A 25121-nucleotide genomic window follows, 5' to 3' on the forward strand; every position below is an offset into this window, starting at 1 on the left:
GCTCCTACACGGGATCGGCGTGAACCCTGTAGGAGCTGCCGCAGGCTGCGATCTTTTTACTTACGGCGCCGGATTCGGATGCTCCTTGTGAATCGCCTCGATCCCCGCCAGCACTTCATCGGAAAGCTTCAGGTCGAAACTGGCAATGTTGCTGTCCAGTTGCTCAAGCGTGGTCGCGCCAATGATGTTGCTGGTGACGAACGGTTGCTGAGTGACAAACGCCAGCGCCATTTGCGCCGGATCCAGACCGTGTTCACGGGCCAGTGCCACGTAGCGGCTGCAAGCGGCTTCCGATTGCGCGTTGAAGTAGCGGCTGAAGCGGCTGTAGAGGCTAAGGCGGCCTTTCGGTGGGCGCGCGCCGCCCTCGTACTTGCCCGAGAGGAAACCGAACGCCAGTGGTGAGTAGGCGAGCAGGCCGCACTGTTCGCGGATGGCGATCTCTGCCAGACCGATTTCGAAGCTGCGGTTGAGCAGGTTGTACGGGTTCTGGATCGACACCGCGCGCGGCCAGCCACGGGCTTCGGCGAGTGCGAGGAAACGCATGGTGCCCCACGGCGTTTCGTTGGACAGGCCGATGTGGCGGATCTTGCCGGTCTTGACCTGTTCGTCGAGCGCTTCGAGGGTGTCCTCGAGCGGCGTCAGGTTGGCTTCGATCTTGTGTTTGTAGCCCAGCTGTCCGAAGAAGTTGGTGCTGCGCTCCGGCCAGTGCAACTGGTAGAGATCGATGTAATCGGTCTGCAGGCGCTTGAGGCTGGCATCCACCGCTTCAGTGATGTGCTGACGGTTATGGCGCAGGTTTTTGTCGCGGATGTAATCGATGGTGTTGCCCGGACCGGCGATCTTGCTGGCGAGGATCCAGTCGGCGCGATCACCGCGACTTTTGAAGTAATTGCCGATGTAGCGCTCGGTGGTGGCGTAGGTTTCGGCTTTCGGCGGCACCGGGTACATCTCGGCGGTGTCGATGAAATTGATCCCGGCCTCCTTGGCCCGCTCGATCTGGGCGAAGGCTTCGGCTTCAGTGTTTTGCTCGCCCCAGGTCATGGTGCCGAGGCAGATTGCACTCACGTTCAGGTCGGTACGGCCTAGCTGGCGATAGTCCATCGGGTGCTCCTTGGGCAAAACAATCATAAAAGCAGGTTGATAATTTTTTCGCAATCTGCATAATTGCCGACCTCTTTCTGCAGTGGAAGTGATGCGCCGCCGCCGAAGAATCTTGCCGTTGAACGGACGCGCCGACCCGAGCCCCCGAAAGCGTCTGTATCCGGCTGCCTTTGACTTGTCAAAGTACGCACTATTCAGTAAGATCCGCCGTCTAAATTTACAGGCGGCCCCTGAGGCTATAAAGAATGAAAACTTTTACTGCTAAACCGGAAACAGTAAAGCGCGACTGGTTTGTCGTCGACGCTGCTGGTCAGACCCTGGGTCGTCTGGCCACCGAAATCGCGAGCCGTCTGCGTGGCAAGCACAAGCCTGAGTACACTCCTCACGTTGACACCGGCGACTACATCGTCGTCATCAACGCCGAGCAGATCCGTGTAACCGGCGCTAAAACCACTGACAAAATGTACTACTCCCACTCCGGTTTCCCGGGCGGCATCAAGTCGATCAACTTTGAAAAGCTGATCGCCAAGGCCCCTGAGCGCGTGATCGAGACCGCGGTTAAAGGCATGCTGCCTAAGAACCCGCTGGGTCGTGACATGTACCGTAAGCTGAAAGTCTATGCGGGCGCTGCACACCCTCATACTGCTCAGCAGCCCCAAGAACTGAAGATTTAACGGAATAGTTCATTATGTCGGCGACTCAAAATTACGGCACTGGCCGTCGCAAGACCGCAACCGCACGCGTTTTCCTGCGTCCGGGCACTGGTAACATCTCCATCAACAACCGCTCCCTGGACTCGTTCTTCGGCCGCGAAACTGCCCGCATGGTAGTTCGTCAGCCGCTGGAACTGACCGAGACTGTCGAGAAGTTCGACATCTACGTCACTGTCATCGGCGGTGGTGTAAGTGGCCAGGCTGGCGCAATCCGCCACGGCATCACTCGCGCCCTGATGGACTACGACGAAACCCTGCGTAGCGCTCTGCGCAAAGCTGGCTTCGTTACTCGCGACGCCCGTGAAGTTGAACGTAAGAAAGTTGGTCTGCGTAAAGCGCGTAAGCGTCCGCAGTACTCGAAGCGTTAATTCGTTTCCACGTTCAAAAAGAACGCTCGATTCCTCACGGAATCGGGCGTTTTTTTATGCCTGCAATTTATTGAAGAATTGCGCTGTGACAACTTGCCACATTCGTAGACCCCCTATACTACAAGGCTTGAGGGTAGGAGCCCCGGGTAATTCCCTTGTCAGAATTGGGGCTTTTCATTACCATCTCGGCAAAATTTTTATAAGTAACATTGATTTATTTAGTAGATGCCTGATTTAACAGGCCAAAAAAGCTGATGGGAGAGGACTGAATGAGCAATGACGGCGTGAATGCAGGCCGGCGTCGCTTCTTGGTAGCAGCCACATCCGTGGTGGGTGCTGCAGGAGCGGTGGGGGCTGCGGTCCCGTTCGTGGGGTCATGGTTTCCCAGTGCCAAGGCGAAAGCCGCCGGTGCACCGGTGAAAGTGAATGTCAGCAAGATCGAGCCAGGACAGCAGATGATTGCTGAATGGCGCGGCCAGCCGGTGTTCATTGTCCGCCGTACTGCGGAAATCCTGGGGAATCTCAAGAAGATCGAGGGCCAGCTCTCCGATCCGACTTCCAAAAACTCCACGCAACCTACCTATGTCGACCCTGAAGTGCGTTCGATCAAGCCGGAAATTCTGCTGCTGATCGGGATCTGCACACACCTGGGTTGCTCACCGACTTTCCGTCCCGAAGTGGCACCTGCGGATCTGGGTAAAGACTGGGTTGGCGGCTATTTCTGCCCGTGCCACGGTTCCCACTACGATCTGGCTGGCCGCGTCTACAAGTCGCAACCTGCGCCTTTGAACCTGCCAGTTCCCCCGCATTCCTATGAGACCGATGACCTGATTGTCATTGGCGTCGATACGGAGAAAGCGTGATGAGCAAGTTCATGGATTGGGTTGATGCGCGCTTTCCCGCGACCAAAATGTGGGAAGACCATCTCAGCAAGTATTACGCTCCAAAAAACTTCAACTTCTTCTATTTCTTCGGCTCGCTGGCGCTGCTGGTGCTGGTCAACCAGATCGTCACCGGTGTCTGGCTGACGATGAGTTACACGCCCTCGGCAGAAGAGGCGTTCGCGTCCGTCGAATACATCATGCGCGACGTCGAGTACGGCTCGATCCTGCGTTTGCTGCACTCCACCGGCGCCTCGGCATTCTTCATCGTGGTCTATCTGCATATGTTCCGTGGCCTGCTCTACGGTTCGTACCAGAAACCCCGCGAGCTGGTGTGGGTGTTCGGCATGCTGATTTACCTGGCGCTGATGGCTGAAGCGTTCATGGGTTATCTGCTGCCGTGGGGCCAGATGTCCTACTGGGGTGCCCAGGTGATCATCTCGCTGTTCGGTGCGATTCCGGTCATCGGCAACGACCTGACCCAGTGGATTCGTGGTGACTACCTGATCTCCGGGATCACCCTGAACCGCTTCTTCGCTCTGCATGTCGTGGCCCTGCCGATCGTGATTCTCGGTCTGGTGGTGCTGCACATTCTGGCGCTGCACGAAGTGGGTTCGAACAACCCGGACGGCGTCGATATCAAGAAGCACAAAGACGAAAACGGCATCCCGCTGGACGGCATTGCCTTCCACCCGTACTACACCGTCAAAGACATTGTCGGCGTGGTGGTGTTCCTGTTCATTTTCTGCTTTATCGTGTTCTTCTTCCCGGAAATGGGCGGCTACTTCCTCGAAAAACCCAACTTCGAGCAAGCCAACCCATTCAAGACACCTGAGCATATTGCGCCGGTCTGGTACTTCACGCCGTTCTACGCGATCTTGCGTGCGATCCCGGACAAACTCATGGGCGTGATCGCCATGGGCGCCTCGATTGCCTTGCTGTTCGTCCTGCCGTGGCTTGACCGCAGTCCGGTCAAATCCATGCGCTACAAGGGCTGGATGAGCAAGATCTGGCTGGTGGTGTTCTGCATTTCCTTCGTGATCCTCGGCATTCTGGGCGTTCTGGCGCCGACGCCGGAGCGCACGCTGGTATCGCAGGTCTGCACCTTCCTGTACTTCGCCTACTTCATTCTGATGCCGTTCTACACCAGGCTCGAGAAGACCAAACCGGTTCCGGAAAGGGTGACTGGCTGATGAAAAAGTTATTTTTTGCTCTGATTTTTGCTGCGCTGCCTGTGCTGTCTTTCGCCGCCGAACACGGTGGTCCGGAGCTGGAAAAAGTCGACATCGACGTGTCCGACAAAGCTGCTCTGCAGGATGGCGCGAGGACCTTTGCCAACTATTGCATGGGTTGCCACAGTGCCAAGTTCCAGCGTTACGAGCGGGTGGCTGATGACCTCGGCATTCCACATGAAATGATGCTCGAGAAGCTGATATTCACCGGTGCCAAGATCGGCGACCACATGAACATCGGCATGCAGCCGGCGGACGCCAAGACCTGGTTCGGCGCGGCGCCACCGGATCTGACCCTGGTCGCTCGCGTACGTGGCACCGACTGGCTCTACGGTTACCTGCGCTCGTTCTACGAAGATCCGGCACGTCCATGGGGCGTGAACAACAAGGTCTTCCCGAACGTCGGCATGCCTAACGTGCTGGTCGGCCTGCAAGGTCGTCAGGTGGTGGGTTGCAAACAGGTGCAGATCGTCGAAGACGGCAAGAAGCAATACGATCCGCTGACCGGCACGCCGCTGACCCATGAAGCGTGCGATCAGTTGACCATCGTGCCGAAATCCGGTGCTCTGAACGAAGAGCAGTTCGATGAGAAGGTCAAGAATCTGGTAACCTTCCTGGCTTACTCGGCTAACCCGGTTAAGCTGCAACATCAGCGCATCGGTACTTACGTCTTGCTGTACCTGGCGTTCTTCTTTGTGTTCGCCTACCTGCTCAAGCGTGAATACTGGAAAGACGTGCACTGATACGCTTCAAGCATTGCTGTTAATCGCGCGCGCCCAAGGGCGCCTCCATCAACGCAGCGTCTGCTCAGCAGGCATTGCGGGAGGCGCCCTCTGGGCGCGCGCGTTTTTCCGGTTCCGACAATTTCAACAAGCGAGGAGGATCGCCATGGGCGTGACCAATCGGTTGGCCTGTTACTCCGACCCCGCCGACCACTATTCCCACCGAGTGCGCATCGTGCTTGCAGAGAAGGGTGTCAGCGCCGAAATCATTTACGTGGAGGCTGGTCGTCAGCCGCCTAAACTGATTGAGGTGAACCCTTATGGCAGTCTCCCGACGCTGGTCGATCGCGACCTGGCATTGTGGGAGTCGACCGTGGTGATGGAATATCTGGATGAGCGTTACCCGCATCCGCCACTGATGCCGGTGTACCCGGTGGCGCGTGCCAACAGCCGTCTGCTGATTCATCGTATTCAGCGCGACTGGTGTGGTCTGGTGGATCTGATTCTGGATCCGAAAGCCAAGGAAGCCGCGCGCGTCGTGGCGCGCAAGGAATTGCGTGAAAGCCTGACCGGCGTGTCGCCGCTGTTTGCCGACAAGCCGTTTTTCCTCAGTGAGGAACAAAGTCTGGTGGATTGCTGCCTATTGCCAATACTCTGGCGTTTACCGATTCTGGGTATTGAACTGCCGCGGCCAGCCAAGCCGCTGCTTGATTATATGGAGCGCTCGTTTGCGCGTGAGGCGTTCCAGGCGAGTCTGTCTGGCGTCGAACGCGACATGCGCTAAGGCTTAAGGAGCCGCTATGAACTCCAGTCGACCTTATCTGGTCCGCGCGCTCTACGAGTGGATTGTGGATAACGATTGCACCCCGCACATGCTGGTCAATTCCGAATACCCGGCAGTGCAGGTGCCACAGGGTTTTGCCAGTGACGGGCAGATTGTCCTGAACATTTCGCCCAGCGCCGTGCGCCATTTGCATATGGACAACGACGTGGTGACCTTCGAGGGTCGCTTCGGTGGTGTTCCGCACAGCCTGTACGTGCCGATCAGTGCGATCCTGGGTATCTATGCCCGGGAGAATGGTCAGGGCATGGTGTTCGATCTCGAGTCGCCGATGGACGACGACGAAATCGAACCGGATGACGACGCGCCACCACCGGACAGCGAGCCGCCGCGCCCAAGTGGCCGGCCAAGCCTGAAAGTGGTGAAGTAATAAAAAAAGGCGACCCGAATGGGTCGCCTTTTTTTATTACCTGTTTTCCTTCTGTAGGAGCTGCCGCAGGCTGCGATCTTTTGATCTTGATCCTATAAAAACAAGATCAAAAGATCGCAGCCTGCGGCAGCTCCTACATGGGGGTGTATCAGTCGATGTATTCGAACAGCTTCACAATCTTCTGCACCCCGGAAACGCTTTGCACCAGATTGGTTGCCTGTTGCGCTTCCTGCTTGGTCAGCAGGCCCAGCAGATAGACGATGCCATTCTCGGTCACGACCTTGATGCGCGAGCCTGGAATGTTCGCATCAGCCAGCATCTGGGTCTTGATCTTGGTGGTCAGCCAGGCGTCGTTCTGGCGGGCGAGGAAGCTCGAAGGTGCAATCACTTGCAGTTCGTTATGCACTTTCTTCACGCGCTGGACGTTGGCGGCGGCCTGTTCGGCCTTGGCCTTGAGGTCTTCACGCGGGGTCTGACCGGCGAGCAGTACCACGCCGTTGAAGCTGGTGACGACGATGTGCGAATCCTTGTCCAGGGCCGGGTCGGCCTTGGCCACGTTAACGCCGACTTTGGTCTCGATCAGCGAGTCGTCGATTTTGCTGCCGAAGGTTCGGGTGCCGCGGTCGTCTTCAATCGGTGCTTCACGGCTGGCATTCACCACCGAAGTGCAGCCGCTGATGCCGAGGCACAGGGTCAAGGCCAGAAGGCCAAGGCGATTAGGGGTCATTCTTCACTCCCGAACAGTTGGCTGTCGATCAGATCGCAGAGGCAATGGATCGCCAGCAGATGGACTTCCTGAATACGTGCTGTGACATGGGCCGGTACGCGAATCTCGACGTCTTCGGGCAGCAGCAGCGAAGCCATGCCGCCGCCGTCACGGCCAGTCAATGCTACGACAATCATTTCGCGATCATGTGCGGCCTGGATAGCTTGAATAATGTTTGCCGAGTTGCCGCTGGTCGAAATCGCCAGCAGCACGTCGCCCGGTTGGCCCAGTGCGCGGATCTGCTTGGAGAACACTTCGTTGTAGCTGTAGTCGTTGGCGATGGAGGTGATCGTCGAGCTGTCGGTGGTCAGGGCGATGGCCGGCAGGCTCGGACGTTCGCGCTCGAAGCGGTTCAGCAGTTCGGACGAGAAGTGCTGGGCGTCGCCGGCAGAGCCGCCGTTGCCGCACGAAAGCATTTTGCCTTCGTTGAGCAGGGCGTTGACCATGATCTGGCTGGCTTGCTCGATGTGCGGTGCAAGTACGTCCATCGCCTGTTGCTTGGTGTCGATACTGGCCTGAAAAAGCTGGCGAATTCGGGATTGCATGTCCATCTGTGTGACCTTAAGTAGCGCGGCTGTTCGGCACGTGAATGTGCAGCCCGCAATGCAAAGAGCAAAAATTGTCGGTGAAAGTGTCCGGGGTGGTGTGCAGAGAATCAACCATCGAACGCATTCTGCAACCACTGCAACTGATCCGGGTGCCTGTCGATGGCCACCACGTCGAAGCGGCAAGGGGAGTCGGCCCAGCGCGACTCGCGCTGGAGAAAATACTGTGCGGCGAAAATCAGTTTCTGCTGTTTGCGCTCATCGATGCTAGCGAGCGCGCCACCCCATTGAGTGTTTTTTCTGTAGCGGACTTCGACGAATACTACTGTATCGCCATCAAGCATGACCAGATCCAGCTCGCCGCGTTTGCAGCTCCAGTTCTGCGCCAGCAGGCGCAGACCCTGGTGTTGCAGATGCTCGAGCGCATGGCGCTCGGCATCTTTACCGCTTTGCAGGTGCGAGCTGTCGGGCATCAGCGCGGAGTATCCGGCAGGCGTTGAACCTGACCGTTGACGAACTGCGCCCATGGCAACTGGCGTACCACGCGTTGAGTCTGGGTCATGCCGAGGCTGCCTGATTGGCCTTCGATGCGGCTGTCCGGCAAGGCTTTGAGCTGACCGAGGCGCGGTGCCAGGCGGTAAGCGTCGACGCCCATCGCGTACAGGCGGCCGAGGCTGCCGGCGGCGGCTGGCCATTGCGCGGTGACTTGCTGACGCAGCGGGTCATTGGCCTCCAGCAACCATGGGGTTTCGCAGAAGCGGATGCCGTTCATGTCGTTGTACTGGTTGACGTCGCCGCTGGCGCTATAGACGTGGGAGGTGGCGTAGACCGGAACGTCACCGGCGTACTGGAAGTTCAGGGTCGGCTTGATCTGCTGCGCCTGTTGCGGGGTGGCAGCGAGGAAGATGAATTCGATGTCCTGGCGACGCGAAGGCTGCGCGGCTACGTTGGTGCCGGCGGCATTCTGCAGGCTCTTGGCGCGGGCTTCGCTCTGACGCAGCTGGAACATGTCGGCGATCTGCTGGGCCAGTTGTACTGGCTGATCGACACGTTCGGTGGCGACAATGCTGCCGCCATTGGCTTGCCAGTCCTGGCTGAATGCACGCAGCACACGATCGCCCCATTCGCCTTTCGGCACCATGATCGCGGCGCGGTGCAAGCCGTCGGCGCGGGCGCGGCGCGCCACTTCACGGGCTTCGTCTTCAGCAGCCAGACCAAACTGGAACAGTTGCGCCGGACCTTGATCACCTTCGCTGTAGTTCAGTGCGAGGGTGGTGATCGGCAGTTGCGGGCGAGTGCTCAGTTGCTTGACCAGTGGTTTTTCCAGCGGACCGACCACCAGTTGCACGCCATCGGCCTGGGCCTTGCGGTAGAACTCGTCCATCGAGGTCAGCTTCGAGCTGTCGTAGAACTCGATGGCCGGCGGCTTCTGGCCAGCCTGTTGCGCTTGATAGTGCGCGGCCATGAAACCTTCACGCAGTGCTTTGCCGACCGATGCCAGAGGGCCGTCTTGCGGCAGCAGCAGGGCGATCTTGCTCAGCGGCTGGCTGGCCAGTTCCTTGAGCTTGGTCAGTGGCAGCGGCAGGTTGATTGCGGCAGGGTGCTTTGGATTCTGCGCGCGCCAGGCATCGATCGCGGCTTGCTGCTGTTCCAGGGTACCGGCGGTTTTCACCGCCAGCGCCAGGCCCATCCAGCCGCCGAGATCATCGGACGTGTTGGGTTGCAGTTGATCGGTGGGCAGCGAAGCGATCAGAGTCCAGATCGCTTCGTGGTTCTTGCTGGCGGCTTCGCCTTCAAGCATTGGCGCGATGAAGATGCGCTCGCGAGCGGCAGCCAGGGTCTGGCCGTCGGCTTCCAGTGCTCGGGCATGCACGGTGCCGGTGCGCACCTGCTGCTCCTCCGGCATCTGGCTCAACTGCTGCAGGCTCGGGTGGCTCAGGGCGGTCAGCGCTGCTTTCGGCTGATTACGGGTCATCGCCAGTTCAGCGGACAGCGTGCTGGCAAAAATCTGCTGGCCCGGCTTCAGCTGCTCCATTGGCACTTGTTGCAGGATCTGTGCGGACTGGCCAGCGTTGCCCTGACGATAAGCCAGGTCGGCGGCGCTCAGGCGCAACAGCGCGGCTTTTTCTGGCGTCTTGGCCTGGGTCGCCTGTTCGAGCAGTTGCTCGATGCTGGCATCCGGGGTCCGTGGAAGTTCGCCAAGGCTGGAGGAAGGGGAACTGGCGCAGGCCGCCAGCAAGGCAGCGAGGCAGAGGGCAGTGAACAGCCGCAGGCAAGCGATCATGTAAGTGTTCCTGATACTCGATCAAATTAGCGTGGAATTGTACCCAAGCACTGGCCGGGGCGCGATGTTAGTGGCGTGAAACCGTCAATTTAGCTGAAGCAAATGTTGCGGTGCCGCACAAAGACGCGCAAAACCGGTAGCGGCGCGAACGCATCGTCAGGCGCGTGACGCGTTACAATGCCGGCTTTTACCGATCATGAGGTGTGCGCTTTGACTGCTCCAGGTCCTTTGAATTCCGCTGCTGGCTCGCTATATGTGGTGGCGACGCCCATCGGCAATCTGGACGACATCAGCGCCCGGGCCCTGAAGATCCTGCGCGAAGTGGCACTGATCGCCGCTGAAGACACGCGGCATTCGGCGCGCTTGATGCAGCATTTCGGCATCGGCACGCCGCTGGCCGCGTGTCACGAGCACAACGAACGTGATGAAGGTAGCCGCTTTATCACCCGTTTGCTGGCGGGCGATAACGTCGCGCTGATTTCCGACGCGGGTACGCCGCTGATTTCCGATCCGGGTTACCACCTGGTGCGCCAGGCGCGCGCGGCCGGGATCAACGTGGTGCCGGTGCCGGGCGCCTGTGCACTGATCGCGGCGTTGTCGGCGGCGGGGCTGCCGTCGGATCGCTTCATCTTCGAAGGTTTCCTGCCGGCCAAATCGGTGGGGCGCAAGGCGCGCCTGGAAGCCGTCAAGGAAGAGCCGCGTACCTTGATTTTCTACGAAGCCCCGCACCGTATTCTCGAATGCCTGCAGGACATGGAAGCGGTGTTCGGTGGCGAGCGTCAGGCCTTGCTGGCTCGTGAAATCACCAAGACCTTCGAAACACTGAAGGGGCTGCCGTTGGCCGAGCTGCGTGCATTCGTCGAATCCGACAGCAATCAGCAGCGTGGGGAATGCGTGGTGCTGGTGGCTGGCTGGACTGCGCCGGAGTCCGAAGATGCAGTCAGCAGCGAGGCGATGCGCGTGCTGGATCTGCTGCTGGAAGAGATGCCGCTCAAGCGCGCCGCGGCGTTGGCCGCGCAAATCACCGGTGAGCGCAAAAACGTGCTGTATCAGGTTGCGCTGGATCGGCAGAAGGGCGAGTAACCCGTCGCGCAGAGGGGTTGCGCGGCTATTAGCGCTTGTTCTTCGGGCGCTCTGCCGTTAACCTTCGCGGCGGAGAGTCGATCGGACAGTCGCTGCCCTCTATGAAAATTAGGGGGGGGAGGAAAGTCCGGGCTCCATAGGGCGAAGTGCCAGGTAATGCCTGGGAGGCGTGAGCCTACGGAAAGTGCCACAGAAAATAACCGCCTAAGCGCTTCGGCGCCGGTAAGGGTGAAAAGGTGCGGTAAGAGCGCACCGCACGTCTGGCAACAGTTCGTGGCTAGGTAAACCCCACTTGGAGCAAGACCAAATAGGGTCCCAAGGCGTGGCCCGCGCTGGGACCGGGTAGGTTGCTAAAGATGTCCAGTGATGGCCATCGTAGACGAATGACTGTTCAAGACAGAACCCGGCTTACAGATCGACTCTCCACCTTTTTCTTTCCCTGCTTGAATCAAAGGCATCAGGTCTGTGTATTATCAGCGGGCCTGCGCTAAATTCCGGCAGCGGCAATGCAGTAATAGCCAATTCCCACCTTGCTTCAATCAACAGCAGAAGCGCGTTTGTAATACCGAAAAAATCTTACTCTTAAGAAATCACTTTAACTTCCGAGCGCAGCTTTCAGTGCTGCATCAAGTTATTGGTCAAAAGTCTCCGTCAGATTCCCGTTACCTCTCCTTTTAAGCTCCTAAATCTCCGTTCTGTAAGGGTTTTCCTTTAATCCGCGCCTTGACGGTGTGGTGGGCGCATTCCTATAGTGTGCGCAAGTGGCGGAAAGTGGCATGAAGTGGGTTTTTTGAGCTCAAAACGATAAAAATTGGAGAAACGCTGACGTGTTTCGCGGAGCTAACGCTATCAGTCTCGATGCAAAGGGCCGTCTCGCCATGCCGAGCCGGTACCGTGACGAGCTCGTTTCGCGTAGTTCCGGCCAATTGATCGTGACCATTGATGCCGTCGACCCATGTCTGTGTGTCTACCCGCTCGATGAGTGGGAAATTATTGAAACCAAGTTGCGCGCGCTTCCTTCGCTTCGCGAAGAGAACCGTCGCCTGCAGCGCTTATTGATTGGTAATGCCGTCGACCTCGAACTCGACGGCAGTGGTCGTTTTCTGGTTCCACCGCGTCTGCGCGAATACGCCAAGCTTGATAAGAAAGCGATGCTGGTGGGGCAACTGAACAAGTTCCAACTGTGGGACGAGGATGCATGGAACGCGGTATCTGCCGCTGACCTTGCTGCTATTCAACAACCGGGCGCCATGCCTGACGAACTGCGTGATTTGATCCTGTGACTATTGATAGCGGCTTTAACCACATCACCGTACTGCTTGACGAAGCCGTCGAGGCTCTCGCCGTACGTCCTGATGGCTGCTATCTGGACGGCACGTTCGGTCGCGGCGGGCATAGCCGGTTGATCCTCAGCCAGCTCGGGACGGATGGTCGGCTCATCGGATTCGACAAGGATCCACAAGCGATTGCCACCGGGCAAACGCTAGCGGCCGAAGACGGCCGCTTTGTCGTTGTGCAGCGCAGCTTTGCCGAGCTGGGTTCGGAAGTCGCCGAGCGCGGTCTGGCCGGCAAGGTCAGTGGGATCCTGCTGGATCTCGGCGTGTCTTCGCCGCAGCTGGATGACGCCGAACGCGGTTTCAGCTTCCTCAACGACGGTCCGCTGGACATGCGCATGGACCCGTCCCGTGGCATCAGCGCCGCCGAGTTCGTCAACACCGCTCCGGTGGAAGAAATCGCCCGCGTATTCAAGGAGTACGGCGAGGAGCGTTTCTCCGGACGCATGGCCCGTGCCGTGGTCGAGCGTCGCGACATCAAGCCGTTCGAACGCACCGCCGATCTGGCCGAAGTCCTGAAAGTCGCCAACCCGGCATGGGAAAAGGGCAAGAACCCGGCCACTCGTGCCTTCCAGGGGCTGCGCATTCACGTCAACAACGAGCTGGGTGATCTGGAAGCAGGCCTCGAAGCCGCACTGGAAGCTCTGGAAGTGGGCGGCCGTCTGGTGGTCATCAGCTTCCATTCGCTGGAAGACCGTATCGTCAAGCTGTTCATGCGCAAGCTGGTCAAAGGCGAAGCCGACAACCTGCCGCGCAACCTGCCGGTACGCCACGTGGCGTTCGAACCAAAAATCAAAGTCCATGGCAAAGCGCAGACGGCCTCCGACGCCGAACTCAAAGCCAACCCACGTTCCCGTAGCGCTGTCATGCGTGTCGCGGAGAAGTTGCGGTGAGCAAGCTTTTCGCCAAGCCCCTGCCAGGCGGCAGCTTTATCATGCTGCTGCTGTTTATCGGCGTGCTCGTGTCGGCCATCGGCGTGTCTTATAGCGCGCACTGGAACCGTCAGTTGCTCAATACCCTGTACAACGAACTCAGCGTGCGCGACAAGGCGCAGGCCGAGTGGGGGCGGCTGATTCTCGAGCAAAGCACCTGGACTGCGCACAGCCGCATCGAAGTGCTGGCCACCGAACAATTGAAAATGCACATTCCGGGCGCGGCTGACGTGAAGATGGTGGCGCCATGATGAAGCTCGAAGGCGCTCTGTTTCCGTGGCGCTTCCGCCTGATGGTGGCACTGCTCGGCGTCATGGTCGCGGCGATCTGCTGGCGCATCATCGACCTGCAAGTGGTCGACCGTGACTTCCTCAAGGGGCAGGGTGACGCCCGTAGTCTGCGGCACATTCCGATTCCGGCGCACCGGGGTCTGATCACCGACCGTAACGGCGAGCCTCTGGCCGTGAGTACCCCGGTGACCACTCTGTGGGCCAACGCCAAGGAAATGCAGACGGCCAAAGAGAAATGGCCGGCACTGGCGGCGGCGCTGGGCCAGGACCCGAAGGCCCTGACCGAACGGCTTGAAGCCCAGGCCAACAAGGAATTCATCTATCTGGTGCGCGGGTTGACCCCCGAGCAGGGCCAGGCCGTGCTCGACCTGAAAGTGCCGGGCGTTTACGGCATCGAAGAATTCCGTCGCTTCTATCCGGCCGGTGAGGTCACCGCGCACATGGTCGGCTTTACCGACATCGACGATCACGGGCGCGAAGGCGTCGAGCTGGCCTACGACGAATGGCTGGCCGGCGTGCCGGGCAAACGCCAGGTCATCAAGGATCGGCGCGGTCGTCTGATCAAGGACGTCCAGGTCACCAAGAACGCCAAGGCCGGCAAGCCCTTGGCGTTGTCGATTGATCTGCGTCTGCAATATCTGGCCAACCGCGAACTGCGCAACGCGATCATCGAGAACGGCGCCAAGGCCGGCAGTCTGGTGATCATGGATGTGAAGACCGGCGAGATCCTCGCCATGGTCAACCAGCCGACCTACAACCCGAACAACCGCCGCAACCTGCAACCGGCGATGATGCGTAACCGCGCGATGATCGACGTGTTCGAACCGGGTTCGACCATGAAAGCGATCTCGATGAGCGCGGCCATCGAATCCGGCCGCTGGAAACCGACTGACACCGTCGAGGTGTATCCGGGCTCCCTGCAGATCGGCAAATACACGATCAAGGACGTTTCCAAGACTGAAGGCCCGGTGCTGGACATGACCGGCATTCTGATCAACTCCAGTAACGTCGGCATGAGTAAGGTTGCGTTCGATATCGGCGGTGAGACCATCTACCGTCTCGCGCAGAAAGTTGGTCTGGGCCAGGACACCGGACTCGGCTTCCCGGGCGAGCGCGTCGGCAATCTGCCGAACTACCGCGACTGGCGCAAGGCGGAAACCGCGACCCTGTCCTACGGCTACGGTATTTCCGTGACCGCAATTCAACTGGTGCACGCGTTCTCGGCACTGGCCAACAACGGGCGTCTGGCGCCGCTGACCCTGATCAAGACCGACAAGCCGCCGCAAACCACTCAGGTACTGCCGGAGGCGGTCGCGAAAACCATGCAGGGCATGCTGCAGCAAGTGATCGAAGCCCCGCGCGGCGTATTCCGTGCGCAGGTGCCTGCCTATCACGTGGCGGGCAAGTCCGGTACTGCACGTAAAACCTCGGTGGGCACCAAGGGCTACGCCGAAAACTCCTACCGCTCGCTGTTCGCCGGTTTCGGGCCGATGAGCGACCCGCGTTACGCCATCGTGGTGGTGATCGATGAGCCGTCCAAGGCCGGTTACTTCGGTGGTCTGGTCTCGGCGCCAGTGTTCAGCCGTGTGATGTCCGGCACCCTGCGTCTGATGAACGTGACCCCGGACAACCTGCCGACCACCCAACAGGCCAACGCCACCCCGGTCGTTCCGCTGAAAGCCAATGGAGGGCGCGGCTGATGTCTCTGAGTCTGAACAAGATATTTCCCCACGCCGGCCACGATCTGTTGATCCGTGAATTGGCGCTGGACAGCCGCAACGTGCGCGCGGGCGATTTGTTCCTCGCCGTGCCCGGCGGCCGCTTCGATGGCCGTGCGCACATCGCCGATGCCTTGCAGCGCGGCGCGGCGGCGGTTGCCTATGAAGTGGAAGGCGCCACCGTGCTGCCGATCACTGACGTGCCGTTGATTCCGGTCAAAGGTCTGGCGGCGCAGCTGTCCGACATTGCCGGGCGCTTTTATGGCGAGCCGAGTCGGCACCTGAACCTGATTGGCGTGACCGGCACCAACGGCAAGACCAGCGTGACCCAACTGGTTGCGCAGGCGCTGGATCTGCTCGGCCAGCATTGCGGCGTCGTCGGCACGCTGGGCTCCGGTTTCCATGGTGCGCTGGAAAGCGGTCTGCACACCACGCCGAATCCGATCGCCGTGCAAGCGACCCTGGCCGACCTGAAAAAGGCCGGTGCCAAAGCCGTGGCCATGGAAGTTTCGTCCCACGGTCTGGATCAGGGCCGGGTCACTGCGCTTGCGTTCGACGTGGCGGTGATGACCAACCTGTCCCGCGATCATCTGGATTATCACGGCACCATGGAGGCGTACGCCGAGGCCAAGGCCAAGCTGTTCGCCTGGAATGACTTGAAGTGCCGCGTGGTCAACCTCGACGACGATTTTGGCCGGCAGTTGGCCGCTGACAAACGTGAATCGCGTTTGATCACCTACAGCCTGCTCGACAGCAGCGCCTATCTGTATGTCCGCGAGGCGCAGTTCGACGACCATGGCGTGCGCGCCACGCTGGTCACGCCGCAGGGCGAACACCATCTGCGCAGCACGCTGCTGGGCCGTTTCAACCTGAGCAACGTGCTGGCCGCAGTCGGCGCCTTGCTCGGTCTGGACTATGCCCTCGACGAAATTCTCAAGGTGCTGCCGAAACTCGAAGGCCCGGCGGGGCGCATGCAGCGTCTGGGTGGCGGCACTCAGCCGCTGGTGGTGGTCGATTACGCCCACACCCCGGATGCCCTGGAAAAGGTCCTGACTGCGCTGCGTCCGCACGTCAAAGGTCAGTTGCTGTGCCTGTTCGGCTGCGGCGGTGACCGTGATCGCGGCAAGCGTCCGTTGATGGCCGAAGTCGTCGAGCGTCTGGCTGATCAGGTACTGGTCACCGACGACAACCCGCGCACCGAAGACCCGGCACAGATTTTCGATGACATCCGCACCGGGTTCAGCGCTGTGGATAAAGTTACCTTCGTCGCCGGCCGTGGACAGGCGATTGCGCAGCTGATCGCCGGTGCTTCGGCAGATGACGTGATCGTCCTGGCCGGCAAAGGTCACGAGGACTATCAGGAAATCAACGGCGAGCGCCATGCGTTCTCCGATCTGGTCGAAGCCGATCACGCCCTCACTGCATGGGAGGTGGCCCATGCTTAAGGCCCTGAAACTCAGCGAACTGACCAACGTGCTCGACGCGCGCCTGATCAGCGCCGATGCCAGTTTCGATGGCGTCAGCATCGACAGCCGTGCAATCAAGGCCGGGCAATTGTTCATCGCCCTGACCGGTCCGCGTTTCGACGGACATGACTACCTGAATGATGTTGCCGGCAAAGGCGCGGTCGCAGCCTTGGTCGAGCGTGAAGTGGCGGACAGCACCTTGCCGCAACTGTTGGTCAAGGACACCCGCCAGGCCCTCGGCCAGTTGGGAGCGCTGAACCGTGCCGCGTTCACTCAGCCGGTCGCGGCCATCACCGGCTCCAGCGGCAAGACCACGGTCAAGGAAATGCTCGCCAGCATCCTGCGTACGCGCGGCGCCGTGCTCGCCACCCATGGCAACCTGAATAATGATCTCGGCGCACCGCTGACCCTGCTCGAACTGGCCCCGGAACACACCGCGGCAGTGATCGAGCTGGGCGCCTCGCGTCTGGGTGAAATTGCCTACACCGTCGGGCTGACCCAGCCGCATGTGGCCATTCTGAACAATGCCGGTACCGCCCACGTCGGTGAGTTCGGCGGTCCGGAAAAAATCGTCGAAGCCAAAGGCGAGATCATCGACGGTCTGGCGGCGGATGGCGTGGCCGTGCTCAACCTCGACGACAAGGCCTTCGGTATCTGGAAGACCCGCGCCGGCGCACGCAAGGTGCTGACCTTCTCCCTGGGCAATCCTCAGGCAGATTTCTACGCCAGCGACCTGAGCACCGACGCCCGTGGTTGCCCGGCCTTCAACCTGCACACACCTGACGGTGTCGAGCCTGTTCAGTTGAATCTGCTTGGCAGGCACAACGTCGCCAACGCCATGGCTGCCGCCGCTGCGGCTCACGCCTTGGGCGTGTCGCTGTTCGGCATTGCCACCGGGCTGGGGGCCGTGCAACCGGTCAAGGGGCGCACCGTCGCGCAACTGGCGAAGAACGGCATGCGCGTGATCGATGACACTTACAACGCAAACCCCACCTCCATGTGCGCGGCCGTTGATATACTCGCCGGCTTTTCCGGCCGCACCGTCCTGGTGCTCGGAGATATCGGCGAGTTGGGCGACTGGGCGGAGCAGGGGCACCGCGACGTGGGCGAGTACGCCCGGGGCAAGGTTTCCGCGCTTTACGCGGTCGGACCGAACATGGTTCACGCCGTGAACGCATTCGGTAAAGAGGCGCATCACTTTGGCACGCAAGCCGAACTGATCCAGGCCCTCGACGCCGAGCAGGACACAAACACCACCATTTTGATCAAGGGTTCGCGCAGTGCAGCGATGGAAAACATCGTTGCGGCTCTGTGCGGGTCCAGTCTGGAGAAACATTAATGCTGCTGCTGCTAGCGGAGTATCTGCAACAGTTCTACAAAGGCTTCGCGGTCTTCCAGTACCTGACCCTGCGCGGGATCCTTGGTGTGCTGACCGCGCTGGTTTTGTCGCTGTGCTATGGCCCGTGGATGATCCGCACTCTGCAGAACCGTCAGATCGGCCAGTCCGTACGTAATGACGGCCCGCAATCACACCTGTCCAAGTCGGGTACGCCGACCATGGGCGGCGCACTGATCCTGTCTTCCATCGGTGTCAGCACTCTGTTGTGGGCGGACCTGAGCAACCGCTATGTGTGGGTCGTCCTGCTGGTGACCCTGCTGTTCGGCGCCATCGGCTGGGTTGACGATTACCGCAAGGTCATCGAGAAGAACTCCCGCGGCTTGCCAAGCCGCTGGAAGTATTTCTGGCAGTCGGTGTTCGGTCTGGGTGCAGCGATCTTCCTTTATATGACCGCCAGCACGCCGGTCGAAACCACCCTGATCCTGCCGATGCTCAAGGACTACAGCATTCCGCTGGGCGCCGGTTTCATCGTGCTGACCTACTTCGTGATCGTCGGCTCGAGCAACGCGGTCAACCTGACCGATGGCCTCGACGGTCTGGCGATCATGCCAACGGTAATGGTCGGCGGCGGTCTGGGCATCTTCTGCTACCTGTCGGGTAACGTGAAATTCGCTGAATACCTGCTGATCCCTTATGTGCCGGGCGCGGGCGAGCTGATCGTGTTCTGCGGCGCGCTGATCGGTGCCGGCCTCGGCTTCCTGTGGTTCAACACCTACCCGGCGCAAGTGTTCATGGGCGACGTCGGCGCGCTGGCGCTGGGCGCAGCACTGGGCACCATCGCGGTGATCGTGCGTCAGGAAATCGTGCTGTTCATCATGGGCGGTGTGTTCGTGATGGAAACCCTGTCGGTAGTCATCCAGGTCGCCTCCTTCAAGATGACCGGGCGCCGGGTGTTCCGCATGGCACCGATTCACCACCACTTTGAACTCAAGGGCTGGCCCGAGCCACGCGTGATCGTCCGTTTCTGGATCATCACCGTGATTCTCGTGCTGATCGGCCTTGCCACCCTGAAGCTGAGGTAGAACGAGTGTCTCTGATCGCTTCTGACCACTTCCGCATCGTTGTCGGCCTCGGCAAGAGCGGCATGTCCCTGGTTCGCTTCCTGGCGAACCGGGGCGTGTCGTTCGCCGTCGCCGATACGCGGGACAATCCACCGGAACTGGCCACGCTCAAGCGTGACTATCCGCACGTGGAAGTGCGTTGTGGCGAGCTGGACGTCGAATTCCTCTGCCGCGCCGACGAGCTCTACGTGAGCCCCGGCCTGGCGCTGGCGACTCCGGCCCTGCAAGCCGCTGCCGCCCGTGGCGTGAAAATGTCCGGCGACATCGAGCTGTTCGCGCGTCACGCACGGGCGCCGATCGTCGCGATCACCGGCTCCAACGCAAAGAGCACCGTCACCACCCTGGTCGGCGAAATGGCGGCTGCGGCCGGCAAACGTGTCGCGGTGGGCGGAAACCTCGGCACCCCGGCGCTGGATCTGCTCAGCGACGACGTCGAGCTGTACGTGATGGAGCTGTCGAGCTTCCAGCTGGAAACCACCGACCAGCTCAACGCCGAAGTGGCCACCGTGCTGAACATCAGCGAAGACCACATGGACCGCTACAGCGGCCTGCCGGCCTACCACCTGGCCAAGCACCGGATCTTCCGTGGGGCCAGGCAGTTTGTGGTCAACCGTCAGGACGCGCTGAGCCGTCCATTGATCGGTGAGGGCCAGCCATGCTGGACCTTCGGCCTGAACAAACCGGATTTCAAAGCCTTCGGCCTGCGCGAAGAAGACGGCGAGAAATACCTCGCTTTCGAATTCCAGAACCTGATGCCGGTGCGCGAACTGAAAGTGCGCGGCGCGCACAACCAGGCCAACGCCCTCGCGGCGCTGGCGCTCGGTCATGCGGTTGGTTTGCCGTTCGACGCCATGCTCTCGGCCCTGCGCAATTTCACCGGGCTCGAACACCGCTGCCAGTGGGTGCGCGATCTGGACGGGGTCGGCTATTACAACGATTCCAAAGCCACCAACGTCGGTGCCGCACTGGCCGCCATCGAAGGCCTGGGTGCCGATATCGGCGGCAAGGTCGTGCTGATCGCCGGTGGCGACGGCAAGGGCGCCGAGTTCAATGATCTGCGTGATCCAGTGGCCGCCAACTGCCGCGCGGTGATCCTGATGGGCCGCGACTCCGACAAGATCGGCGCCGCCATCGGCGATGCCGTGCCGCTGATTCGCGCCACCTCGTTGGTCGACGCCGTCGTGCAATGCCGCGCAGTCGCCCAAGCGGGTGACGTGGTGCTGCTGTCGCCGGCCTGCGCCAGTTTCGACATGTTCAAGAATTATGAAGACCGTGGTCACCAGTTCGTCCGCGCCGTGGAGGATCTGGCATGAGCCTGCGCAATATCATCAAGCCGTACCCGTCGCCGATCATCACCGGGCGTGGCATCGACCTCGATTTCCCGATGCTCGCCGGTTGCCTGGCGCTGCTGGGCCTGGGCCTGATCATGATTGCCTCGGCCTCCACCGAAGTGGCGGCGGCGCAATCGGGCAGCGCGCTGTATTACATGATTCGCCACCTGATCTACGTGGCGCTGGGCCTGGGTGCCTGCATCGTCACCATGATGATTCCGATCGCCACCTGGCAGCGGCTGGGCTGGATGATGCTGATCGGTGCATTCGGTCTGCTGGTGATGGTGATCGTCCCCGGGATCGGCCGCGAAGTGAACGGTTCGATGCGCTGGATCGGTTTCAGCTTCTTCAACGTGCAGCCGTCCGAGATCGCCAAGGTGTTCGTGGTGATCTACCTCGCTGGCTATCTGGTGCGTCGGCAGAAAGAAGTGCGCGAGAGCTGGATGGGCTTCTTCAAGCCGTTCATTGTGTTGCTGCCGATGGCGGGCCTGTTGCTGATGGAGCCGGACTTCGGTGCCACCGTGGTGATGATGGGGGCAGCGGCGGCGATGCTGTTCCTTGGCGGGGTCGGGTTGTTCCGCTTCTCGCTGATGGTGGTGCTGGCGGTCGGGGCCGTGGTCTTGCTGATTCAGATGCAGCCGTACCGCATGGCGCGTCTGACCAACTTTGCTGACCCATGGGCAGACCAGTTCGGTGCTGGTTATCAGTTGTCGCAGGCGCTGATCGCTTTCGGTCGCGGCGAATGGCTGGGCGTCGGCCTGGGCAACAGCGTGCAGAAGCAGTTCTACCTGCCGGAAGCGCACACTGACTTCGTGTTCTCGGTACTGGCCGAAGAGCTGGGCGCCGTCGGTTCGCTGTGCACCGTCGCGCTGTTCGTCTTCGTATGTATCCGTGGCATGTACATCGGTCTGTGGGCCGAAAAGGCCAAGCAATTCTTCGCCGCTTATGTGGCCTACGGTCTGTCGTTCCTGTGGATCGGTCAGTTCCTGATCAACATCGGTGTGAACGTCGGCCTGCTGCCGACCAAGGGCCTGACCCTGCCGTTCCTCAGTTACGGTGGCAGCTCCCTGGTGATCTGCTGTGCCTGTCTCGGCTTGTTGCTGCGCATCGAGTGGGAGAGTCGGACCCACCTGGGCAGCGAAGAGATGGAATTCCATGAGAGCGACTTCGCCGAGGAGCCGAATCATGGGCGCTAACGTATTGATCATGGCCGGCGGTACCGGCGGCCACGTGTTCCCGGCGCTGTCCTGTGCCCGCGAGTTCCAGGCGCGCGGCTACACCGTGCACTGGCTCGGCACACCGCGCGGGATCGAAAACGAGCTGGTGCCGGCCGCAAGTCTCGAGCTGCACCGCATCAATGCCACCGGGTTGCGTGGCAAGGGCAAGCTGTCGCTGCTCAAGGCGCCGTTCATGCTGCTCAAGTCGGTGTGGCAGGCGCGGGCGGTGATTCGCAAGCTGCACCCGGTCTGCGTGGTCGGCTTCGGTGGTTATGTGACCGGTCCTGGCGGGATCGCCGCGAAACTGGCCGGTGTGCCGGTGATCGTCCACGAGCAGAACGCCGTGGCCGGCACCGCCAATCGGTTGCTGGTGCCGTTCGCCGCCCGGGTGTGTGAAGCGTTCCCCGACACCTTTACTCTGTCGGACACCCGCCGTACCACTGGAAACCCGGTGCGCAGCGAGCTGTTCCTCGAACCATCGCGATCTGCCCTGGCTGGTCGCAAAGCGCGTTTGCTGATCCTCGGCGGAAGCCTGGGCGCAGAACCGTTGAACAAGTTGCTGCCTGAAGCCCTGGCGCAAGTCGCTGCCGATTTGCGCCCGGAAGTGTTTCATCAGGCCGGCAAAAACCACGATGAAGTGACTGCAGAGCGCTATCGCGCCGCCGGCGTGGAAGCGCAGGTGCAGCCGTTCATCAAAGACATGGCCCAGGCCTATGGCTGGGCTGACCTGGTGGTGTGCCGCGCTGGCGCGCTGACCATCAGTGAGCTGGCTGCCGTCGGTCTGCCCTCGATGCTGGTGCCTTTGCCCCACGCGATCGACGATCACCAGACGCGCAACGCCGATTATTTGGCCCGTGAAGGCGCTGCCTTCGTGATGCCGCAAAGAACGACTGGTGCCGCGGACCTTGCCGCGCGCCTGACAGAGGTCTTGATGCAACCGCAACGACTCGAAGAAATGGCCCAAGCGGCCCGCCGTCTGGCCAAACCCGATGCCACCCGTAGCGTGGTCGATACCTGCCTGGAGGTGGCCCATGGTTGAGAATCAGAAAGCCATGCCACAACCGGAAATGCGCCGCATCCGCCGCATCCACTTCGTCGGTATCGGCGGCGTGGGCATGTGCGGTATCGCTGAAGTGTTGCTGAACCTGGGCTATGAAGTGTCCGGTTCCGACCTGAAAGCTTCGCCGGTGACCGAGCGTCTGGAATCGTTCGGCGCGCACATCTTTATCGGCCACCGTGCCGAGAACGCCGCGACCGCCGATGTGCTGGTGGTATCGAGCGCCGTCAACACCTCCAACCCGGAAGTGGCGACCGCCCTTGAGCGCCGCATTCCAGTGGTGCCGCGCGCAGAAATGCTCGCCGAGCTGATGCGCTATCGCCACGGCATCGCGGTCGCCGGTACCCACGGCAAAACCACCACCACCAGCCTGATCGCTTCGGTGTTCGCCGCCGGTGGTCTGGACCCGACGTTCGTCATCGGTGGCCGTCTGAATGCCGCGGGCACCAATGCCCAGCTCGGCACCAGTCGTTACCTGATCGCCGAAGCCGACGAAAGCGATGCGAGCTTCCTGCACCTGCAACCACTGGTGGCGGTGGTGACCAACATCGACGCCGATCACATGGCGACCTACGACGGCGACTTCAACAAACTGAAGAAAACTTTCGTCGAGTTCCTGCACAACCTGCCGTTCTACGGTCTGGCGGTGATGTGCCTGGACGATCCGGTGGTGCGGGAAATCCTGCCGCTGGTCAAGCGTCCGACCGTGACCTACGGCTTCAGCGAAGACGCTGACGTACGGGCGATCAATGTGCGCCAGCAAGGCATGCAGACCTTCTTCACCGTGCTGCGCCCGGACCGCGAGCCGCTCGACGTGTCGGTAAACATGCCGGGCAACCACAACGTGCTCAATTCGCTGGCGACCATCTGTATCGCCACCGACGAAGGCGTCAGCGACGAAGCCATCGTTCAGGGCCTGTCCGGCTTCCAGGGCGTTGGCCGACGCTTCCAGGTCTACGGCGAACTGCCGGTGGACGGCGGCAATGTGATGCTGGTCGACGACTACGGTCACCACCCGACCGAAGTCGCTGCGGTGATCAAAGCCGTGCGCGGTGGCTGGCCGGAGCGCCGTCTGGTGATGGTCTACCAGCCGCACCGTTACAGCCGCACCCGCGACCTGTACGACGATTTCGTCAATGTACTGGCCGACGCCAACGTGCTGCTGCTGATGGAAGTCTACCCGGCTGGCGAAGAGCCGATCCCGGGCGCCGACAGCCGCAAGCTGTGCAACAGCATCCGTCAGCGCGGTCAGCTCGACCCGATCTACATCGAGCGCGGCGTCGACCTCGCGCCGCTGGTCAAGCCGCTGCTGCGTGCCGGTGACATCCTGTTGTGCCAGGGCGCCGGTGATATCGGCGGTCTTGCGCCAAAGCTGTTGAAAAGTGAATTGTTCGCCGGCGCCGTGGCGGCGTCGGTCGAGGGGAAGTTGAAATGACTGCTGCCTACGCCAAGCTGTTCTCCACCATCGCCCCGAAAGACTTCGGCCGCGTCGCCGTGCTGTTCGGTGGCATGAGTGCCGAGCGTGAGGTTTCGCTGAAGTCCGGCAACGCCGTGCTCGACGCGCTGCAAAGCGCGGGCGTGGACGCGTTCGGGATCGATGTCGGCGAGGATTTCCTGCAGCGTCTGCTGAATGAAAAGATCGACCGTGCGTTCATCATTCTTCACGGTCGAGGCGGTGAAGACGGCTCGATGCAGGGCATGCTCGAAGTGGCCGGCATTCCGTACACCGGCAGCGGCATCCTGGCTTCGGCGCTGGCCATGGACAAACTGCGCACCAAGCAGGTCTGGCACAGCCTCGGGATTCCGACGCCGCGTCATGCCGTGCTGTGCAGCGAAGCCGATTGTATTTCCGCGGCGACGGAACTGGGCTTCCCTTTGATCGTCAAACCGGCGCATGAAGGTTCAAGTATCGGTATGGCCAAAGTGAGTTCTGCGTCCGAGTTGATCGACGCATGGAAAGCGGCCAGTACCTACGATTCGCAAGTCTTGGTTGAGCAATGGATTCAAGGTCCGGAGTTCACCATCGCCACCCTGCGTGACCAGGTGTTGCCTCCTATCGCCCTGGGTACACCGCACACGTTCTACGACTACGACGCCAAGTACATCGCCAACGATACCCAGTACCGCATTCCGTGCGGGCTGGATGCCGTTAAGGAACAGGAACTCATGGATCTCACGGCCAAGGCCTGTGAGGCGCTGGGTATTGCCGGTTGGGGCCGGGCGGACGTGATGCAGGACGCGGACGGGCAGTTCTGGTTCCTCGAAGTGAATACCGCACCGGGCATGACCGATCACAGCCTGGTGCCGATGGCGGCCCGTGCTGCCGGTCTGGACTTCCAGCAACTGGTTCTGGCCATTCTGGCCGCCAGTGTTGAAGGTTCCGGCAATACAGAGGCGCGAGGTTAAGACC

The 25121-nt window shown here is 60.7% G+C and carries 25 protein-coding genes and 1 other RNA gene; 21 read left to right on the forward strand and 5 right to left on the reverse strand.

The window, feature by feature from the left end; genetic code table 11:
* Positions 1-60: 60 nt before the first annotated feature.
* Positions 61-1101 (reverse strand): NADP(H)-dependent aldo-keto reductase, encoded by a 1041-nt coding sequence (locus tag ACXR0M_RS11685; RefSeq protein ID WP_458832033.1) that lies wholly within the window; start codon positions 1099-1101, stop codon positions 61-63.
* Positions 1102-1346: 245 nt separating this feature from the next.
* Between ACXR0M_RS11685 and rplM the strand changes: the two genes are divergently transcribed.
* The 7 genes from rplM (at position 1347) to ACXR0M_RS11720 (ending at position 6228) form a co-directional block, all read left to right on the forward strand.
* Positions 1347-1775, forward strand: coding sequence for a 50S ribosomal protein L13 (gene rplM / locus ACXR0M_RS11690; protein WP_003228062.1), 429 nt, complete (start codon positions 1347-1349; stop codon positions 1773-1775).
* 14 nt (positions 1776-1789) lie between these two features.
* Positions 1790-2182: a 30S ribosomal protein S9 gene (gene rpsI, locus ACXR0M_RS11695; protein ID WP_007961615.1), complete on the forward strand. Its 393-nt coding sequence runs from the start codon at positions 1790-1792 to the stop codon at positions 2180-2182.
* A 269-nt stretch (positions 2183-2451) separates the two neighbouring features.
* Positions 2452-3045: a ubiquinol-cytochrome c reductase iron-sulfur subunit gene (gene petA, locus ACXR0M_RS11700; RefSeq protein WP_003228055.1), complete on the forward strand. Its 594-nt coding sequence runs from the start codon at positions 2452-2454 to the stop codon at positions 3043-3045.
* Positions 3045-4256 carry a cytochrome b gene (locus tag ACXR0M_RS11705; RefSeq protein ID WP_064589124.1) on the forward strand — a complete coding sequence of 404 codons (1212 nt, stop codon included), beginning with the start codon at positions 3045-3047 and terminating at the stop codon, positions 4254-4256. The genes petA and ACXR0M_RS11705 overlap by 1 nt, the downstream gene beginning before the upstream one ends.
* Positions 4256-5038: a cytochrome c1 gene (locus tag ACXR0M_RS11710; protein WP_458832034.1), complete on the forward strand. Its 783-nt coding sequence runs from the start codon at positions 4256-4258 to the stop codon at positions 5036-5038. Before ACXR0M_RS11705 ends, ACXR0M_RS11710 begins: the two co-directional genes overlap by 1 nt.
* A 145-nt stretch (positions 5039-5183) precedes the next feature.
* The gene (locus tag ACXR0M_RS11715; protein WP_458832035.1) at positions 5184-5801 is read left to right on the forward strand and encodes a glutathione S-transferase N-terminal domain-containing protein; all 618 of its coding nucleotides are present in this window, start codon (positions 5184-5186) and stop codon (positions 5799-5801) included.
* Positions 5802-5817: 16 nt separating this feature from the next.
* Positions 5818-6228: a ClpXP protease specificity-enhancing factor gene (locus tag ACXR0M_RS11720; protein ID WP_458832036.1), complete on the forward strand. Its 411-nt coding sequence runs from the start codon at positions 5818-5820 to the stop codon at positions 6226-6228.
* Positions 6229-6376: 148 nt separating this feature from the next.
* On the opposite strand, the gene ACXR0M_RS11725 is transcribed toward ACXR0M_RS11720, so the two are convergent.
* From ACXR0M_RS11725 to ACXR0M_RS11740, 4 genes are all read right to left on the reverse strand, one after another.
* A complete protein-coding gene (locus tag ACXR0M_RS11725) occupies positions 6377-6955 on the reverse strand; it encodes a BON domain-containing protein (protein ID WP_458832037.1) in 579 nt (192 codons plus the stop codon).
* Positions 6952-7545 carry a phosphoheptose isomerase gene (locus ACXR0M_RS11730; RefSeq protein WP_007961622.1) on the reverse strand — a complete coding sequence of 198 codons (594 nt, stop codon included), beginning with the start codon at positions 7543-7545 and terminating at the stop codon, positions 6952-6954. Before ACXR0M_RS11730 ends, ACXR0M_RS11725 begins: the two co-directional genes overlap by 4 nt.
* 104 nt (positions 7546-7649) lie before the next feature.
* Positions 7650-8012, reverse strand: coding sequence for a YraN family protein (locus ACXR0M_RS11735; protein WP_458832038.1), 363 nt, complete (start codon positions 8010-8012; stop codon positions 7650-7652).
* The gene (locus ACXR0M_RS11740; protein WP_458832039.1) at positions 8012-9823 is read right to left on the reverse strand and encodes a penicillin-binding protein activator; all 1812 of its coding nucleotides are present in this window, start codon (positions 9821-9823) and stop codon (positions 8012-8014) included. The genes ACXR0M_RS11735 and ACXR0M_RS11740 overlap by 1 nt, the downstream gene beginning before the upstream one ends.
* A gap of 177 nt (positions 9824-10000) precedes the next feature.
* Between ACXR0M_RS11740 and rsmI the strand changes: the two genes are divergently transcribed.
* The 14 genes from rsmI (at position 10001) to ACXR0M_RS11810 (ending at position 25117) form a co-directional block, all read left to right on the forward strand.
* Positions 10001-10906, forward strand: a complete 906-nt coding sequence (gene rsmI, locus ACXR0M_RS11745) for a 16S rRNA (cytidine(1402)-2'-O)-methyltransferase (protein WP_458832040.1) — start codon at positions 10001-10003, stop codon at positions 10904-10906.
* A gap of 73 nt (positions 10907-10979) precedes the next feature.
* Positions 10980-11333, forward strand: an RNA gene (gene rnpB, locus ACXR0M_RS11750) — RNase P RNA component class A.
* 400 nt (positions 11334-11733) lie between these two features.
* A complete protein-coding gene (gene mraZ / locus ACXR0M_RS11755) occupies positions 11734-12189 on the forward strand; it encodes a division/cell wall cluster transcriptional repressor MraZ (RefSeq protein ID WP_003228026.1) in 456 nt (151 codons plus the stop codon).
* A complete protein-coding gene (gene rsmH / locus ACXR0M_RS11760) occupies positions 12186-13133 on the forward strand; it encodes a 16S rRNA (cytosine(1402)-N(4))-methyltransferase RsmH (protein WP_458832041.1) in 948 nt (315 codons plus the stop codon). The genes mraZ and rsmH overlap by 4 nt, the downstream gene beginning before the upstream one ends.
* Complete coding sequence (ftsL, locus tag ACXR0M_RS11765) at positions 13130-13423, forward strand: cell division protein FtsL (RefSeq protein ID WP_003228022.1); 294 nt, start codon at positions 13130-13132, stop codon at positions 13421-13423. Before rsmH ends, ftsL begins: the two co-directional genes overlap by 4 nt.
* Entirely contained in the window at positions 13423-15162 is a 1740-nt protein-coding gene (locus ACXR0M_RS11770) for a peptidoglycan D,D-transpeptidase FtsI family protein (protein ID WP_458832205.1), read from the forward strand. The genes ftsL and ACXR0M_RS11770 overlap by 1 nt, the downstream gene beginning before the upstream one ends.
* Entirely contained in the window at positions 15162-16625 is a 1464-nt protein-coding gene (locus ACXR0M_RS11775) for a UDP-N-acetylmuramoyl-L-alanyl-D-glutamate--2,6-diaminopimelate ligase (protein WP_458832042.1), read from the forward strand. Before ACXR0M_RS11770 ends, ACXR0M_RS11775 begins: the two co-directional genes overlap by 1 nt.
* On the forward strand, positions 16618-17985 hold the full coding sequence (locus ACXR0M_RS11780) for a UDP-N-acetylmuramoyl-tripeptide--D-alanyl-D-alanine ligase (protein ID WP_458832043.1): 1368 nt from the start codon (positions 16618-16620) through the stop codon (positions 17983-17985). Before ACXR0M_RS11775 ends, ACXR0M_RS11780 begins: the two co-directional genes overlap by 8 nt.
* Entirely contained in the window at positions 17985-19067 is a 1083-nt protein-coding gene (mraY, locus tag ACXR0M_RS11785; protein ID WP_458832044.1) for a phospho-N-acetylmuramoyl-pentapeptide-transferase, read from the forward strand. The genes ACXR0M_RS11780 and mraY overlap by 1 nt, the downstream gene beginning before the upstream one ends.
* Before the next feature lie 5 nt (positions 19068-19072).
* Positions 19073-20419: a UDP-N-acetylmuramoyl-L-alanine--D-glutamate ligase gene (gene murD / locus ACXR0M_RS11790; RefSeq protein WP_458832045.1), complete on the forward strand. Its 1347-nt coding sequence runs from the start codon at positions 19073-19075 to the stop codon at positions 20417-20419.
* Positions 20416-21633 carry a putative lipid II flippase FtsW gene (ftsW, locus tag ACXR0M_RS11795; RefSeq protein ID WP_047296416.1) on the forward strand — a complete coding sequence of 406 codons (1218 nt, stop codon included), beginning with the start codon at positions 20416-20418 and terminating at the stop codon, positions 21631-21633. The genes murD and ftsW overlap by 4 nt, the downstream gene beginning before the upstream one ends.
* On the forward strand, positions 21623-22693 hold the full coding sequence (murG, locus tag ACXR0M_RS11800; RefSeq protein WP_458832046.1) for an undecaprenyldiphospho-muramoylpentapeptide beta-N-acetylglucosaminyltransferase: 1071 nt from the start codon (positions 21623-21625) through the stop codon (positions 22691-22693). Before ftsW ends, murG begins: the two co-directional genes overlap by 11 nt.
* A complete protein-coding gene (gene murC / locus ACXR0M_RS11805) occupies positions 22686-24146 on the forward strand; it encodes a UDP-N-acetylmuramate--L-alanine ligase (RefSeq protein ID WP_102356595.1) in 1461 nt (486 codons plus the stop codon). The genes murG and murC overlap by 8 nt, the downstream gene beginning before the upstream one ends.
* Complete coding sequence (locus ACXR0M_RS11810) at positions 24143-25117, forward strand: D-alanine--D-alanine ligase (protein ID WP_458832047.1); 975 nt, start codon at positions 24143-24145, stop codon at positions 25115-25117. Before murC ends, ACXR0M_RS11810 begins: the two co-directional genes overlap by 4 nt.
* Positions 25118-25121 lie beyond the last annotated feature (4 nt).

The sequence above is a fragment of the Pseudomonas sp. Eth.TT006 genome, from assembly GCF_054456575.1.